Below are 15,156 nucleotides of genomic sequence, written 5' to 3' on the forward strand. Positions count from 1 at the left end.
AGCGAGGCACCGACCAGGACACGCCCACACAACTGCGCGACCCGAGCCTCGGCCAGCGCGATGCTCAACCGGCTACGAACGGGCGAGTGCTGGCTTCCTCACGCGCCATGCCGATGGAGCTGAGAATGGTGACGACCTCAGGTGGGATCTCAAAGCGAAGTGCCTGTACCCCTCCCTCGTACACCGGGGTGAGCATCGGCGCCACACCATCGTCGATGTAGCCCTCGGCGGCGAGGTCGGCGGTGATCCGAGCCGTTGGACGCGTGAAGCCCCGTAGCATTCGATCCGCGCCGTAGCCACACAGTGCGTATAGGGAGTCGCGGTCGATTGACCCGCCGTTCTGAGCGGCACGCCGAATCACCGCCTCCTGTTCGCGACCTTCGTAGCGCAGTCGCGCGAGCAACTCCTCCACTGCTTGCTCGGTCCAGGTCGGGGTGTCGGAGATCGTGCTGCGCTCGACCTCCGACCGGGCTTCCTCTGACACGGTCACCGCTAGAACATCCGCGTGTTCAATCAACTGAAGGGGGCGCAGCATCACGAGTGCTGCCCCGCACCGCTCATGGAACTCCTCTGCAAGCTCGCTCCTCGGGCCGAGCAGTTGGCCGCGGTGCTTCCACCACCAATCTTCCTTCTCATCACCCGTGACAAGGACCAGAGGCAACCCGCGCGCCTCTGCTTCGACCATGGACTGGAGCCAAACCAAGTAGTCACCACTCGCCCCGTCCGCGCCACCGGCATCCTCCTTCTTCGCATCTCGGAAGCCAGGGGGAAGGCCCAGTTGAGTCCTTCGGGCAGCCTCCGCCACGGCATCCTCGTGTTGCTCCGGAGGAAGCGGGTTGCCAACTCGCGCTGCCAGCAGAGGCTGAAGGGCGAGTGTCACTGAGTCCTGGCCGGCATCGTAGGCGAACGTGGAGGACTCGTTCGTGACTCCGTCAGCCGTAGTTGAGCACGTCTCGAACGCCTGGCGCACGCTCCGGAGCATTTGCTGCTCCACCGCGGCATCCGCAGCAGTCTGCTTTGCCCAGACCCGGACGGCGTCCTGCACTTGGTTCTCAGCCCTGGACAGCGCAGATCCCAGCTGCTCAGTCGCGGTATTCCGGGCGTCGATCGCTGCGAGCCTGTTGCGCCAGAACTCCCGGGCGGCCTGGTGTGTGACGAAAACCCGGTCTCCGAGCGCTTCAAGAACCGAGATCAGCGCCTGACGGGCACCCGGACTGAATCGGTAGAAGCTGAGAAGCACATTGGCGTCCAGGCTCACCAAGCCGCGCGTAAGTCCTTCGCGCGCTTCATCCCGTGTCTGTGGGATTGCGCCTTCGTGGCCGGTCGTGAGTCCTCTGTCAGGCATGAGCGAAATACTGCCACGCTTCGCCGGGCGCGCCCCGAAATCTCTGAGCTGGCGGTGCGTTCAAGTAGTGTCCGCCCAGCAAGCTCTCGGATGTATCAGCTCGCGTTCGCGCTGCCCGAGCTGTTGCCCTGAATTCCGGTCACTTCCATGAATCCCGTGTCCGGTAAGCGTAAGGCGACATTGCGTTCGGTGAAGACGCGCACCAGCTCGGCCGACGTCTCCTCGTTCAACAGCGAAGGGTTGGCCGCCAGCATCAACTGGACATGGTCGGCGAACTGCTGCGAGGTCAACTCGATCGGGCCCGCCACTCCCCCGAGTGGTTCGTCCTCGTCGTCGACAAACGCGCTTGCGAGGATCCGTCGTTGCTCTTCTCGGAACGCGCCGGCCGCAACCATCGCATGGAAACGGTGCATCCACTCAGCGCGGCTCATCGTGATCTTCGCTTCTGCGACCACGTCTTCCGCGTCAGCGTCGAACACCATGAAGTTGGTCTCCTCGACCGCTGAAGATCGAGATCGATCCCCTAGCTTGCGACTGGCCTTGCGTGACGCGGTGGTGGTGATTCGTTCCCAGGTGGACCGCAAGGTCGGCGCAGCCTTCTCGCTCCACCAACGCCTGATGTGAGGCGCTGCGGTCTCCACCCCCTTGATGATGCCTATCAAAATGAGTGCCGCGAGCTTCTCGGCGAGCTCCCGTTCCTCGGGCGTCAGTTCGCGCGGTGATTCGTATCGGTAGCTCGACGAGTAATCCAGATCTGGCTCGTCGACCCACCGCCAAGCAGCGTGGCCCTTGAGGTCGTTCGTGCCGTCCTCGAAGAGATGCCCCGTGACAGCTCCATCGACGCTATGGGATTTCCCAAGGTGTTGACCGTCGGGAACGATCGGCTCGTACGGCATGGTCCGAGACTAGTGAAGGTCTCTTGCGGGCGGGAAGTGGCGGCACGCTGGCGGCGCTCGGACTCACCAGCCGTACTCCGCCCGAGGCAGGCCAGAGCGGAGTCGGCGGCCAGTACGTGACCGGGGCGAAGCCCCGTCGTGTTGCCATACCCACGAAGTCTTGTTCCACGTATGTTCCACGCAGGCCACCTACTGACCCGTAAGTTGCCTCTGGCAAGGCATTACAATGGTCGGGCTGACAGGATTTGAATCAGACCTTGGGTGATCTGGCCACAGGCATCCATGGAGGCCCATGCATGGACCTGACAAGCGCTGGCGATGCACATGCGCGGGTGCCCGATGTGGTCACGAAGGGACTGAGATAGAGTCGCGTTGCCAACTCTTAGGGCACGCGAGGGGCACGGACCCAGAGACTGACAGGGAGGTGTACCAGATGGGTACAGGGAGGGTGAGCTCCGCGACTCAGCCTACTGAGTCCGAGGAGGCAAAGCGCCCTCGGCGCTCCTTCGGGAAGATCCGGGAGCTACCCTCTGGCCGCCATCAGGCGTCCTACATCGGTAAGGACGGCAAGCGCCATCTCGCCCCAGTCACCTTCGACACGAAGGGGGACGCCGGCGCATGGCTCGACATGAGGCACGCCGAGTTGCTGGAGCACCGCTGGAAGCCCACTCCCCCACCGGTACCGAGGCCCCTGACCTTCAGGGAGTACGGGCGCACCTGGTTGGCTGAACGCGAGCTCAAGCCACGGACCCGTTCGGAGTACACCCGGATGCTGACCATCCTCGAGGACTACTTCGCGGACGCCCAGCTCCGCGCGATCACCAGCGCAGACGTCAAGGCCTGGTACGCCACGCTCGACACTTCGAAGAAGACCGCCCGCGCGCACCTCTACTCCCTGCTCCGCACCATCTTTGCGACTGCCGCAGCCGACGAACTGGTGGACGCCAATCCCTGCCGGCTTCGGGGCGCCAGCACGACGAAGCGCGTCAAGACGATTCGCCCGGCGAACATCGCCGAACTGACAGCCCTGACAGAAGCACTCCCCGAGCGCTACCAGGCCCTCGTCATGCTGGCCGCCTGGTGCGCCCTGCGGTTCGGGGAACTCACGGAACTGCGACGCAAGGACATCGTGATCAGCCCGGACACCCGCACAGGGACCGTGCTTGTCCGTCGCGCCGTCACCTGGCCAAACCAGCACACCCCTGTCGTCGGCACCCCGAAGTCGGAGGCCGGCGTCCGCGACGTCGCCATCCCCCCGCACGTCATCCCCATGCTGGAACACCACCTGGACCACCACGCCCAACCAGGACCCGACGGCCTGCTGTTCCCCAATGTGGAAGGCAAGCACATGCATCACGGGAGTCTCTACAAGGTGTTCAAACGCGCCCGCACCATCGCCGGACGCCCCGACCTTCGGTTCCACGACCTCCGCCACACCGGGGCCACCATGGCGGCCAGGAGCGGCGCCACCCTCGCCGAGCTCATGCAACGCCTCGGGCACAGCACCGTCGGCGCGGCACTCCGCTACCAGCACGCCGCCTCCGACCGCGACCAGGCGCTCGCCGCCAAGCTTTCCGCCATGGCGAGGGACGGATTCTGACCGACCCCAAGGATGCGGCCCCAGGGCCCTTGACCTTGCGGCGGCTCGGCGACAACCGCGAATTCGAGTCCCTCCTGTGCCTCAGTGAGTCCACTAGATGTTCCGGCTCATGAGGTTGGTGTCACCCGGCGTCGACGGGGATGTAGGCCACTCTCATGAAACTGGCCATGTCAGGGCAAAGCCAGGCGATCGGGTCCGCCACCTCTTGGGGTTCTCCGAGCCGGCCTAGGGCATGGAGGCCAGGCAAGGCACGTCGACGCTCCTCGCTCCTGCCGCTGCCGATATCGGTGTTGATCTACCCCGGCCCCACTAGCCTCGTGCTTTCATGACGAGGGCTGCAGTTCCGGGGTTTTGAACAGCGAAAGTGCTTCCGGCTTGGGATAATGCGAGTGTCGAAGTCGTAGAAGTCCCAAGCAAGGAAGCACTCTCAAGGTGAAGCGTACCGCCATGGTGTATCCCCAGCCCCACCATGACACTGATGGCACCCGAGTGGTCGGACACGCCGGGGGCATGCTGCTCACCCGGACCGCTCTGGTGAGTGGTCTGGCTGCGGGCTTGTCGCGGGCGTTGATGCCTTGGCGGAAGCCGTTGGCGGTCCACGACCCGGGCAAGATCGTGTGCGACCTGGCGATCAGCCTTGCCCTGGGAGGCGACTGCTTGGCCGACGCCGCGGTGCTCCGCGCCGAGCCGGCCGTGTACGGGCGGGTCGCCTCCGACCCGACGATCTCCAGGCTGATCAGCAGCCTCGCAGGCGATGCTCCGAAGGTGTTGAAGGCGATCGATGCCGCCCGTGCCGAAGCCCGCGCGCAGGTGTGGCAGCTGGCCGGTGAGCATGCCCCGACCCATGGGGTCGACGTCCGCCATCCGCTGGTGATCGACGTGGACGCCACCCTCGTCACGGCGCACTCGGACAAGGAGAACGCCCGACCGACGTTCAAGAAGGGTTACGGGTTCCACCCGTTGTGCGTGTTCGTCGACCACGGACCCACCGGCACCGGTGAACCCTTGGCGATCAGGTTGCGGCCCGGGAACGCGGGTAGCAACACCGCCAAGGATCACATCACCGTGCTCCGCGACGCGTTCAAACAACTCCCGGGGGTGAACTCTTCCCGGCCCGGGAAGAGCGTGTTGGTCAGGGTTGATGGTGCCGGGTACAGCCACGACCTGCTGAACTGGCTCACCAGCCAACGCGTGCAGTACTCCGCCGGCTGGACCCTGCCCGGCGACGCCGGCGAACTGATCGAACTGATCCCGGCCAAGCTGTGGCAGCCCGCCTACAACGCTGACGGCGGCATCCGGAAAGGCGCGTGGGTGGCCGAACTCACCGGACTGCTCGACCTGGAGGGCTGGCCGAAAGGGATGCGGGTCATCATCCGTAAAGAGAGGCCGCATCCGGGCGCCCAACTGCGGATCACCGACGTCGACGGCCACCGGATCACCGCGTTCGCCACCAACACCACCGGTGGCCAACTCGCCGACCTGGAACTGCGCCACCGCCGACGGGCGCGTTGCGAGGACCGGATCCGGCTCGCGAAGGACACCGGCCTGACGAACCTGCCCCTCTACTCGTTCACCCAGAACCAACTCTGGTGCGCGATCGTCGCGCTGGCCTGCGACCTGACCGCCTGGCTGCAACTCCTCGCCCTCAACGGGCACGACGCCCGCCGCTGGGAACCCCGACGCCTCCGGCACCGGCTCTACACCATCCCCGCCGCCCTGGCCCGCGGCAGCCGCCAGACCCGGCTCCGCTACGCCCGCCACCACCCTTGGGCCACGATGCTCGCCACCGCACTCACCGCGCTGGCCACGCTCGATCCCTGACCCCACGCCCCCATCCGCCCGCCACAAGCCGAAACACTCAGGATCGTGGAAGTCCCGTTCACCCGGCGCGCCAGCCGGGGAAACTGTCACACCCACCCGGCAGAATCAGACCCGCACGACGGTCACAGCCCGCCACAACGACCACGCGGACAAGGCGCGAAACATCGAGGCTAGGAGCGCGCGGACGCCATGATGGTCGGTGGTCGCAAGCAACTGACTTCATGAGCCCAACCACGACGTGCGTGGCGGCTATGTAGTGAGCCAAACCGGGCAAAGCGACTTGGGTGGGAGCGCCTCCGCGGGTGGGAGGAGGCGCTCCTTGGCCGCGGTAACTACTTGTCAGTCGTCAGGACGAGTTCGGGCAGGGCAACAGGCTTGGCGATCGCCTTGTACTCGACGAGAAGTGGATTCCATCTCTCAAGTTCGCTCAAGTCGCTCTTGGGCGTCCAACCGCTCTTGGTCAGTCTGCCCGCAACGGCCGGGGTGATTTGTGAGTAGGTCGGGATGATCTCGGCGACCTTCGACTGGTCCGCGTCGGCCACCTTCATGGCTTCATCCATCGCCAGGCTGAACCGGGTGATGCACTGCGGTTGGGACTCCGCATAGGCATCGCTGGTCGCCCATCCCGCGACGGGCAAGCCCTTGGTTGTCCCCTCGAACGGCGACGCCACCGCGCGCAGCCTCCCACCCTCGAGCGCTTGGCTAATGAAGGGCTCGACCAACCAAGCGGAGTCGACCTGCCCCGTCTCCACGGCCGCAATCATGTTCGGCGGGGGCACTTCAACGAACCTGACCGAATCACCCTGAATACCGGCATCCTTCAGAATCGCCCTAGAGGTAATCTCCATGACGTTACCCAAACCGTTGACCGCGATGGTCTTGCCCGTCATGTCACGCGCAGTCTGAATGGGGCTGTTGTTTGTCACATAGAGAGCCTGCGCGCCAGGGCGGTCGTTCTCCCGGAAGATCTTGATGGGCAAGCCCTTGTCGGAAGCCACGAACAAGCTGACGTAGTTGGCGTAGATGATCGGGGTTTCCCCGGCTACAAGGGTGGTGACGAGGGTGGACCCCGTCGAGGTGGGGTGGGGGGTGACCGTCACTCCATTCTTCTCAAAGATGCCGTCCTTCTGCGCGATGTAGAACGCGGCGAGCTCAGCGAAAGGCTGGACACCCACCCTGATGTCGCACCTCTGGCGATCGGCTGTACCAGAGGACCCTGGGCCACCCGCTGGGGTGGCTGGGTTTCCCGGAGCAGCCACACTCGAGCAAGCGGTTGCCAACATGGCAACGACGCCTACGACCGCGACCGCGCCGCGCCTGTGTCGGTAGTTCATGCTTCCTCCCCTATCCCGTCCCACGTGGGGACTGGAGGAAGTGTCGCAACTGGATGACCACCCGAGGCGAACCCTTTTCGGTGAGTGAGAAGCAACCTGACCTTGCCTTGGCCCACGCGATGCGTCCCCTGACGCGCCTCATCATCCCCGTGCGTGTCAGTGTTGGCCTACAATCCAAGCTCCGGTGGGCAAGGAGATGGCATGTCGGATCCTTCAAAGAGCATGGTGTCGCGTGTCGTACTGGTCCTGGACGCCTTCAGTGAGCATGAGGAACTCTCGGCTTCTGAGGTAGCGCGGCGAACCGGCCTGCCGGCTCCAACCGCGCACCGGATCATGTCCGAGATGGTGACTGAAGGCCTCTTGGAGCGAAACGCGGACAAGCTGTTCCGGGTAGGGCTTCGCGTGTGGGAGTTCGGGCAGCGTGCAGCTCCCCGTTTGAACTTGAAGGATGTTGCGCGCCCAATCCTCCAGGACCTCCACAGCATCATCAACCAGCACACCCAGCTGGCCGCTTTGGATGGCACCGACGTCATTTACCTGGACCAACTGTCGGCGAAGCCGTCGGTGGTCACCATTACCCGGATCGCCAGCAGGCTACCCGCGGCCATCTGCTCGCCCGGGCTGGTACTCGGGGCGTTCGCGGCCCCCGAGACGAAGGAGCGGATCCTCTCGGCTCCCCGGGAACGCGTCACAGCACGAACCGTTCTTGATCGGGCAGAATTGGAGCGGCTGATGGACGGGGCGGTTCGCGACAACATCGTGGTTGCCGACGGCTGGATCCACGATGATACCGCTGGCGTGGCGACACCAGTCTGGGGTCCGTCGGGCGACGTCATCGCTGCGCTCACCGTGCTGGTGCCCTCTGGCAGCGCGGCGATCAAGTCCAGCCAGACCCCGCTGTTGATGGCTTCCCGGGCGATCACCCGGGCACTCAAGGAGGCCTCATCAACCAAGGACGATTGGCGGGTCACCGCCCTCCGATCTCACTTCCGGCGGCGCCCCTGATTGATCACGGGCGAAGCACCCCCGCAAGTTCATGCGCCACGGCCTGGAATGCCTCTTCGGCGGCGGGTACGACCCCTAGAAGGCTGATGAAGCCATGCGCCATGTGCGGGTACTCCAAGACAACAGCGTGCGATCCCGCCCGCTTCATCGCGTCAACGTAAGCGCATCCCTCGTCCCGAAGTGGATCATGGTGGGCAATGACCACAATGGCGGGCGGAAGTCCACCAAGGTCTTCGGCACGCAGCGGCGCGGCCAGCTCAGATCGACGCCGATCATCGTCGGGCAAGTAGTGGCCCCAGAACCACTCCATGTCGCGGCTGTTGAGGAGGTAGTTGGTGTCCCTGAACTCGTTGTAAGAAGCCCGCGACCAGTCGCTGTCCGTGACCGGGTAGAAGAGGATCTGCGCCGAGATTGTCGGTCCGTGAGCACGCGCCTGCTGCGAAAGTACGGACGCCAAGTTGCCGCCGGCCGAGTCCCCGGCCACAACGAGCCGGCTCTCCGCAAAGACTTCGCCGGCCCAATTTAGGGCCGCCCAAGCATCCTCGAGAGCGGCTGGGAAAGGGTGCTCCGGTGCCAGCCGGTAGTCAACGCTGACCACCCGCGCTCTTGTCTGAAACGCCAACTCCCGGGCTACCCGGTCGAACTCCTGCACACTCCCGAGCACCCAGCCTCCACCGTGCAGATAGACGATGGTGGCGTCGGGCTCCGGGTCCAGCTCGTACACGCGGACATCCACGCAGTGCCCGTCATGCTCCGCGACGGGATCAGTGACGTGGGAAAGCTGACGCCCGGGCGGGGCTGCGGCCGCTCGGTCAGCGAGAGCTTGACGCGCCTGCGAGACGGTCCCCTCGTGAGTGGGGCGCTTTCCACGCCCGACTGCCTCCTCAAAGAAGCTTGCCAGCGCGGGGTCCATGGACGGCTGTGTCATCGGACGACGAACCCGGCGTAGTCGTTCGACGCGATCGCGTGGAGGCGGCTCATGTAGTTGGCGACACCACCGACGTACGGCATGAAGACGCGTGGCTTCCCAGGAGTGTTCGCGCCCCAGAACCACGAGTTGCGCGAATCGGCGTACAGAGTCCGCGAGGCGAGCTCCGTCACATGCGACACCCAGTCCTGCTCCGCCTCAGGCGTGGCCTCTATGGTGGCCGCACCACGACTTTCGAGCTCGGTAATGCAGTCGGCCACCCATTCGGCGTGAAGCTCGGACGTGGTCGCCATGTTGCTGAACACGGAGGGGCTCTGAGGGCCCGACAGCAGGAACATGTTCGGGAATCCGGAGGTAGCAACGCCCGCGTACGTCTGAGGGCCGTGTCCCCAGTGGGCCCTCAGGCTTTGGCCACCACGCCCGGTCACGTCGAGACGCAGGAACGACCCGGTCATTGCGTCGAAGCCGGTGGCCATGATGAGCACGTCAAGCTCGAACTCGTGGCCCTTGGTCCGGATGCTCGTCGGTGTCACCTGGACGATCGGGTCGGCCTTGATATCCACCAGGTGCACGTTCTCCCGGTTGAAGGTTTCGTAGTAGTTGGTCCCTGAGCACAGCCGCTTTGTACCGATGGGCAGATCCTTGGGCACGAGCATCTCGGCGGTCGTCGGATCGTGCACGATCGACCGGATCTTGTCGCTTACGAACTGCGTCGCATGGGCATTGACCTCGGGGTCAGTCAGGATGTCGGTGAATGCTCGCATCATGTACAGCCCGCCCGCCTGCCACCGCTCCTCGAGTTCCCTCTCTCGCTCCTCCGGGGTGAGGTCTCTACCGGCCGCCTTGGCCGGGTCCTGATTGTGTCCATTCGACGAAGCGCGGGCAATGGCTCGGCGTTCGGGATATCGAGCCTTCCAAGCCGCGTCCTCAGCATCGCTGATAGGGGCGTTCCGAGCAGGCATGACGAAGTTGGCGGTTCTTTGGAAGACGGTCAGTTCGGCGGCTTCTTGTGCGACCAGCGGGATGAGCTGAGTCGCCGAGGATCCGGTCCCGATCACTCCGACGCGGAGCCCGCGGAGATCCACACCGTCCTTGGGCCAATCCGCCGTGTGCAGGAGTCGGCCATGGAACGTGTCCAGCCCGTGGATAGAGGGGGTTTGGGCCGCGGACAGCACGCCGGTGGCAAGCACCAAGTACTTGCTGAGGAACTGACCTCCCCCGGCCACTTCGACGCGCCACTGTTGCGCGACCTCGTCAAACGCGGCCGAGCGCACGGTGGAGTTCAGTTGAATGGAAGACTGCAAGTCATATCGGGCGACCACGTGTCGCAGGTACTCCAGGATTGCTGGCTGCGCCGAGTAACGCTCAGGCCAGCGCCACTCCTGCTGCAAATCCTCCGACAGGGACAACGAGTAGTCCAAGCTCTCGATATCACAGCGGGCCCCCGGGTAGCGGTTGTGATACCAAGTTCCTCCTACGCTTTCCGCTCCCTCCAAAATCATCGCCTCGATCGCTCGGGTCCGCAGGTGGTACAGCAGGCTGATGCCAGAGAAACCGGCCCCGACAATCAATACCTCCACCTCGCGCGGCATCGCAGTTGTCTCACTCATCCCAAAGTCCTCGCTTTCGCTCACGACATGATCCTGTATGAACATGCAGAGGAATTTGCGGCTTCCTCTCACTCAGCGAGAGACGTGCTCTGAGGGGCGCGCCTTTGACTCGGGTCGCGCCGACCCCGTCCGGAGTACAAGGGACGGGGCTCATGGCGCTCAGGAGTAGTCGGGCGCACAGCCAGCTCTTCGGAGAGCCATTCGCTGCATTTTCCTCCGATCAAGCGGGGGCGTACCACCTACCCCACCGATCCTTGAGGCCGTTGGCGCAGCCTCGCCACGCGACCCTGCGCGCAGTCGGGGGCGCGGCGCTCACCTGACTGAGGACCGACACTCCGCGCCCCTGACCTGCCCTGTGTTCCGTGTTGTCGACCACCAGCCCTGGGTGCACTTGTCATCGCACCCCCGGTCAGCGCCCCCCGGGAAGCTCGGGACGCCCGTCGAAGAGGTGGTCCAGAGCGCCGCCCCGGCCTGCGGCAGCAGACCGCAACAAGGGGACGAGCGCGCGATCTTCCAGTTCGCTCGTGGGAACCACCAATGTGACCCGCTGCCAGAACGAGCGCGCGATCTTCCAGTTCGCTCGTGGGAACCACCAATGTGACCCGCTGCCAGAATGCGACCATTCGTTTGTTCAACAGGCACCGCCAATCCGCTGGATCCCTGAATGATCAGCTCCTTGGCCTTGACGTACCCCTCCCTGCGAATCTGGTCGAGCATCCGTCGAAGTTGTAGCTGGTCGGTCACCGTCTCCGCGGTGAACTTGCGCTTCTCGGCAGCCAGGAACTCAGCTTGGACGTCTTCGGGCGACTTGGAGATCAACGCCAGCCCGGCGGAGCAGGCGTAGGCAGGCATGCGGCGCGCGATCATGGCGATGTTTCTCGTCCTTTGGGCGCGCACGATGTCGACGTACAAGGCGTCCATGCCGTCAAGCACCGCGAGTGCTGCGTCCTGCCCGGACAACTTGCGGAGGTCGTCAAGGAACGGGCGGGCCGTCTGCCTCATCAGCATCATCTTCGAGCTCCGCTCGGCCAACTCCCACAGCCGAACACCGATATGGACCTCCCCGTCGGTGCGCTCCAACAGCCGGGCTCCAGCCAAGTCGCCCACCAAGCGATACGCCGTCGCGGAGGGCAGGTCGGCTCTTTGGGCGATCTCGGCGACAGTCAGCGAGGTCGTGGCGCTCTGCAAGGCATCGAGGATGCGCACGATCCTGTCGACCATGGAGTCACCGCTCGGCGAGTTGGCCATGCCTCATCTCCTCAGGTTCCTCGTCCTCAGACCGCGAGGTAGCCGCCGTCGACCGGGATGCACGCGCCCGTCACGTACGAGGCCCCGGGCGACAGCAGAAATTCGATGACGCTCGCGACCTCATCCGCCTCGGCCAGCCGGCCGATCGGGGTCCGCGAGATCATGCTGGTGCGGGTCTCCGGCGGCAGTTGGGCCAGGAGCGGGGTGTTCACGTAGGCGGGCGCAACAGCGTTCACTCGGACGCCGACTGGCGCATAGGTCACCGCCAGCGACTTCGTCAGGCCGACGACGCCGTGCTTCGCGGCGGAGTAGGCGTGTGAGTTCGCCGCCCCCACCTCGCCGAGGATGGATGCAATGTTCACGATGGCTCCCCGGCTCTCCACCAGGTGCGGCAGAGCGGCGCGGATGGTCATAGCAACCCCGCTCAGGTCGATGTCGATGACCCTCTGCCAGTCCGCTTCCAAGACCTGATGCAGGGGACCCTTGCGCTCGGGGATGCCCGCGCTGGGCACGAGGCCATCCAGCCCGCCGAACTCACCCACGACGTGCGCCACCGCCTTCTCCAGCCCAGCGGAATCGACCACGTCGACGGCAACCGGCAGGGCATGTGACCCCGCCTGAATGATCTCGTCGGCGACCTTGGCGGCGGGGACGATGTCCAGGTCAGCCACAGCGACTGCCCACCCCGCGCGGCCGAGGCGCTTGGCGATCGCGGCACCGATCCCCGAGCCGGCCCCCGTCACGAGGGCGGTGCCACGGGATACTTGCCCCCCGGTCATCCTTCGGTCCCGACCGCCAGGACTGGGCAGGGTGCGATGGCGAGGAGCTCCAACAGGTCCGAGCCGCTGAGCGCCTTCAACACCGGGTGTTGACGGCGCAGTCCCACCACGACCATGTCGGCTTGGTACTCCTGAGCAACCGACGCCAAATCCTCGGCCGGGGCATTGCGGCGCACCAGGAGCCGCACCCTGCTGTCCACGCCGCTGCTTGTCAGGGTCTCGGACACCGCGGCCAACTCCTTCTCGAACGCCATGGCGTCCTGCCCGGAGAAGGACTGGCCGCCTCGGTGGGAATTCACCACGATCACGTCGCTGTTCCGGAGATTGGCCTCAGCCGCGGCGCGGCGCAGGGCCGCCCGCCCCTCAGGAGTAGGGACATAACCAACGACGATGGACACTGGCTTTCCTCTCAGACAATAGGAATCGGAGATGCGATCCCCGGCGGGTCCGGACGAGGGCCGCAGCCCTCGCCCGGACGTCAACCACGATCAGAGCTCGCCCATCTTGCAGGCAGACGATGGTGCCCCCCGGTCGTCGAGAGGCTCGTAGATGCGCCCTCGGAAAAACCTGCTCCGACGATAACGGCCGTGACCGAGTTCACTTCTGTTGCTCCTTGCCGCATTTAAATCCACTGACTGTTCCGAATCTCCCCGCAACGATTCGCTTGCGCGGGAGAACTACTCACAGGGCTGCGATCAGCCCACCATCAGTGCCCCGCCGTTGACATGCATGACCTGACCGGTTACGAACGACGCCAGAGGGCTACCAAGGAAGTGGATGACCTCAGCGATCTCGTCCGCTCGGCCGACCCTTCCCAGCGGCGTGTTGGCCAAGGTCGCATGAGCCGTCTCCGTATGGATGAACTCCCGTGTCATGGGGGTGTCGATCAGTCCCGGGGCTACACCGTTCACCCGGATCGTCGGGGCGAAGAGGGATGCGTAGCTCTTTACCAGGGCGCCCACGCCGGCCTTGGAAGCGGCGTAGTGAGGCCGCTCCGCAAGGCCCCGCGCGGCTGCAATGGACGATGTGAGAACTATCGAACCTCCATTCGCCATCAGCCCCTCGAGGGCAACAATGGTGTTGTGGCAGCCGATCACGTTGACGTCGTAGACATCCCTCCAGTTGTCGGGACTGGTGGCCAGCCCATCCGGCCTCCCCATGACACCCGCAGCACACACGACGACGTGAAGGGGCTCTGAGACGGCTTCACGGATACGGGACCGCAAGTCGCCGGGCTCCCTCACGTCGGCCGTGATCTGAACGGCATGTTCGTGGCTGGTGGTGGATGCGCGCCAGTCCCGATCGATCATGATCACCCGGTGGCCCGACGCGAGGAGCTTCCGGGCGGTCGCCTCTCCGATACCGCTGCCCGCCCCCGTTACCAAGGCGGTGCGCGAAGGTGTTGTCGTCATGCTGTGTTCGCTATCCAGCGTTGTGCTCGTCAGTTCGACACCTTGGCGCCCAAGTCACGAACACTGGTCTTTGCCGTTTCACGGGTGGAAGCGGCAGTAACCAACGCCACAACGCCAAGTGCCGCCACAACCAAGGCGACGACCGGCCACATCCCAGGATCCTTACCGACCCAACTGGTGGTGATGCTCGGGGAGAATCCAGAGACGATCATGCCCACCTGGATCCCGATGGCAGTTCCGCTATAGCGCACCTTGGTGCCGAACAGCTCGGAGAAGTATGCCGGCGTGGTCCCGTTCGCCAAGGCGTAGAAGATCGAGTTCATCAAGAAGCCCACGATCGCGACCATGACAATTGCGTTGCTTGCAATGGCAAAGAGGCTTGTATGACTTGGAGTGCCTCCTGGTGACGGGTGGTGGTCGCTACGGTGGCCGTGGGAGGAGGCTCCGGGTCTCGCCGCTATCCGGCTGAGCGTGATGGCTCGTGAAAGAGATCGGTGGGCTCTGGGGTCGACTCTCCCGGTCGAGGCTGGCCCGGTTCAGGGAATTGGTGGCCGAGGCGTGGACCTGCCACGCGGGTGACTCGTCTTGGGTGGCACCGGATCACGCACAAGCGTGGGTTCGCCGACTGTGGCGTTGGTTGCGGTCGCTGGGTGGCGATGAGCGGGAGTGTCTGCGCGTCACTGTCTGAGGACGGGGACGAGGGTTCTCCCGTCCAGGAAGACGATGCCCGTCGTGCGGAGTCACTGGCCGGTTCCCGTGGGCCCGCATCAGACGGGCCACCTGGCACCGCGGTGCCTCGACACCGTCCCGCTTGAGCAGGTGCCACATCTTGCGATAGCCGGCGACCCCGTTGCCCTTGGTCTTGTCGTCCTGGAGCGCCTCGATCCGTTCCCACACGTAGGCGTCCGACAAGGCCCGCTTCGACGGTCTGCGGGCCTTGGACGCGTAGTAGCCCGACGGGGCGACCTGCACACCGTGCCCACGCAGCACGCGATAGATCGGCTCGACCCCGAACCGGGCCCGGTGGTCGTCGATGAACCCGACTACCACGGCAAACGCGGGTCGAGCTCCCGCGCGAAGAAAGGCTTGATATGTAGGTGATCTCGACTCCGGGTGGATGGCGGTTCGTGACGGGGTCGACGATGTGGTCGTCGTTCTCGTGGCTGGAGCTGTTGATG

The 15,156-nt window shown here is 64.8% G+C and carries 15 protein-coding genes and 1 other annotated feature; of the genes, 3 read left to right on the forward strand and 12 right to left on the reverse strand.

The genetic code is table 11. The features are described 5' to 3' along the window. Positions 1 to 64 precede the first annotated feature (64 nt). Positions 65 to 1,258: a PIN-like domain-containing protein gene (locus tag AC5YDV_RS00980; protein ID WP_496181731.1), complete on the reverse strand. Its 1,194-nt coding sequence runs from the start codon at positions 1,256 to 1,258 to the stop codon at positions 65 to 67. Between the two features lie 182 nt (positions 1,259 to 1,440). Beyond that, positions 1,441 to 2,241, reverse strand: coding sequence for a hypothetical protein (locus AC5YDV_RS00985; protein WP_496181732.1), 801 nt, complete (start codon positions 2,239 to 2,241; stop codon positions 1,441 to 1,443). Between the two features lie 433 nt (positions 2,242 to 2,674). On the opposite strand from AC5YDV_RS00985, the gene AC5YDV_RS00990 reads away from it, so the two are divergent. After that, positions 2,675 to 3,841 (forward strand): tyrosine-type recombinase/integrase, encoded by a 1,167-nt coding sequence (locus AC5YDV_RS00990; protein ID WP_496181733.1) that lies wholly within the window; start codon positions 2,675 to 2,677, stop codon positions 3,839 to 3,841. A 121-nt stretch (positions 3,842 to 3,962) separates the two neighbouring features. On the opposite strand, the gene AC5YDV_RS00995 is transcribed toward AC5YDV_RS00990, so the two are convergent. After that, a complete protein-coding gene (locus AC5YDV_RS00995; protein ID WP_496181751.1) occupies positions 3,963 to 4,136 on the reverse strand; it encodes an SDR family oxidoreductase in 174 nt (57 codons plus the stop codon). Positions 4,137 to 4,273: 137 nt separating this feature from the next. On the opposite strand from AC5YDV_RS00995, the gene AC5YDV_RS01000 reads away from it, so the two are divergent. Next, on the forward strand, positions 4,274 to 5,662 hold the full coding sequence (locus tag AC5YDV_RS01000; protein WP_496181734.1) for an IS1380 family transposase: 1,389 nt from the start codon (positions 4,274 to 4,276) through the stop codon (positions 5,660 to 5,662). Between the two features lie 332 nt (positions 5,663 to 5,994). Here the strand turns inward: AC5YDV_RS01000 and AC5YDV_RS01005 are convergent, their stop codons facing one another. Continuing rightward, a complete protein-coding gene (locus tag AC5YDV_RS01005; protein WP_496181735.1) occupies positions 5,995 to 6,837 on the reverse strand; it encodes an ABC transporter substrate-binding protein in 843 nt (280 codons plus the stop codon). Between the two features lie 360 nt (positions 6,838 to 7,197). On the opposite strand from AC5YDV_RS01005, the gene AC5YDV_RS01010 reads away from it, so the two are divergent. Next, positions 7,198 to 8,001 carry an IclR family transcriptional regulator gene (locus AC5YDV_RS01010; protein ID WP_496181736.1) on the forward strand — a complete coding sequence of 268 codons (804 nt, stop codon included), beginning with the start codon at positions 7,198 to 7,200 and terminating at the stop codon, positions 7,999 to 8,001. 4 nt (positions 8,002 to 8,005) lie between these two features. Here AC5YDV_RS01010 and AC5YDV_RS01015 read toward each other — a convergent pair whose 3' ends face one another. The 8 genes from AC5YDV_RS01015 to AC5YDV_RS01050 form a co-directional block, all read right to left on the reverse strand. After that, positions 8,006 to 8,725, reverse strand: coding sequence for an alpha/beta hydrolase (locus tag AC5YDV_RS01015; RefSeq protein WP_496181737.1), 720 nt, complete (start codon positions 8,723 to 8,725; stop codon positions 8,006 to 8,008). 200 nt (positions 8,726 to 8,925) lie between these two features. Continuing rightward, positions 8,926 to 10,563, reverse strand: a complete 1,638-nt coding sequence (locus AC5YDV_RS01020) for a flavin-containing monooxygenase (protein ID WP_496181738.1) — start codon at positions 10,561 to 10,563, stop codon at positions 8,926 to 8,928. 288 nt (positions 10,564 to 10,851) lie between these two features. After that, positions 10,852 to 11,787: an IclR family transcriptional regulator gene (locus AC5YDV_RS01025; RefSeq protein WP_496192318.1), complete on the reverse strand. Its 936-nt coding sequence runs from the start codon at positions 11,785 to 11,787 to the stop codon at positions 10,852 to 10,854. 26 nt (positions 11,788 to 11,813) lie between these two features. After that, positions 11,814 to 12,566 carry an SDR family NAD(P)-dependent oxidoreductase gene (locus AC5YDV_RS01030; RefSeq protein WP_496181740.1) on the reverse strand — a complete coding sequence of 251 codons (753 nt, stop codon included), beginning with the start codon at positions 12,564 to 12,566 and terminating at the stop codon, positions 11,814 to 11,816. Beyond that, entirely contained in the window at positions 12,563 to 12,964 is a 402-nt protein-coding gene (locus AC5YDV_RS01035; protein WP_496181741.1) for a universal stress protein, read from the reverse strand. The genes AC5YDV_RS01030 and AC5YDV_RS01035 overlap by 4 nt, the downstream gene beginning before the upstream one ends. 297 nt (positions 12,965 to 13,261) lie before the next feature. Then, positions 13,262 to 13,978 carry an SDR family NAD(P)-dependent oxidoreductase gene (locus AC5YDV_RS01040; RefSeq protein WP_496181742.1) on the reverse strand — a complete coding sequence of 239 codons (717 nt, stop codon included), beginning with the start codon at positions 13,976 to 13,978 and terminating at the stop codon, positions 13,262 to 13,264. 29 nt (positions 13,979 to 14,007) lie between these two features. Then, on the reverse strand, positions 14,008 to 14,325 hold the full coding sequence (locus AC5YDV_RS01045; protein WP_496181743.1) for an MFS transporter: 318 nt from the start codon (positions 14,323 to 14,325) through the stop codon (positions 14,008 to 14,010). Between the two features lie 253 nt (positions 14,326 to 14,578). Then, positions 14,579 to 15,028 (reverse strand): IS3 family transposase, encoded by a 450-nt coding sequence (locus AC5YDV_RS01050; protein ID WP_496192319.1) that lies wholly within the window; start codon positions 15,026 to 15,028, stop codon positions 14,579 to 14,581. Next, positions 14,936 to 15,065, reverse strand: a sequence feature (AL1L pseudoknot). Its footprint overlaps the gene before it by 93 nt. Between the last annotated feature and the right edge of the window lie 91 nt (positions 15,066 to 15,156).

Source organism: Propioniciclava sp. LT432, assembly GCF_059515965.1.

What these genes read in the sequence shown, in the direction of transcription:
- AC5YDV_RS01030 (WP_496181740.1), bottom strand. Translation starts at nt 12,566, where the DNA reads ATGACCGGGGGGCAAGTATCCCGTGGCACCGCCCTCGTGACGGGGGCC.
- AC5YDV_RS01010 (WP_496181736.1), top strand. Translation starts at nt 7,198, where the DNA reads ATGTCGGATCCTTCAAAGAGCATGGTGTCGCGTGTCGTACTGGTCCTG.
- AC5YDV_RS01025 (WP_496192318.1), bottom strand. Translation starts at nt 11,787, where the DNA reads ATGGCCAACTCGCCGAGCGGTGACTCCATGGTCGACAGGATCGTGCGC.
- AC5YDV_RS00985 (WP_496181732.1), bottom strand. Translation starts at nt 2,241, where the DNA reads ATGCCGTACGAGCCGATCGTTCCCGACGGTCAACACCTTGGGAAATCC.
- AC5YDV_RS01040 (WP_496181742.1), bottom strand. Translation starts at nt 13,978, where the DNA reads ATGACGACAACACCTTCGCGCACCGCCTTGGTAACGGGGGCGGGCAGC.
- AC5YDV_RS00990 (WP_496181733.1), top strand. Translation starts at nt 2,675, where the DNA reads ATGGGTACAGGGAGGGTGAGCTCCGCGACTCAGCCTACTGAGTCCGAG.
- AC5YDV_RS01045 (WP_496181743.1), bottom strand. Translation starts at nt 14,325, where the DNA reads ATGGTCGCGATCGTGGGCTTCTTGATGAACTCGATCTTCTACGCCTTG.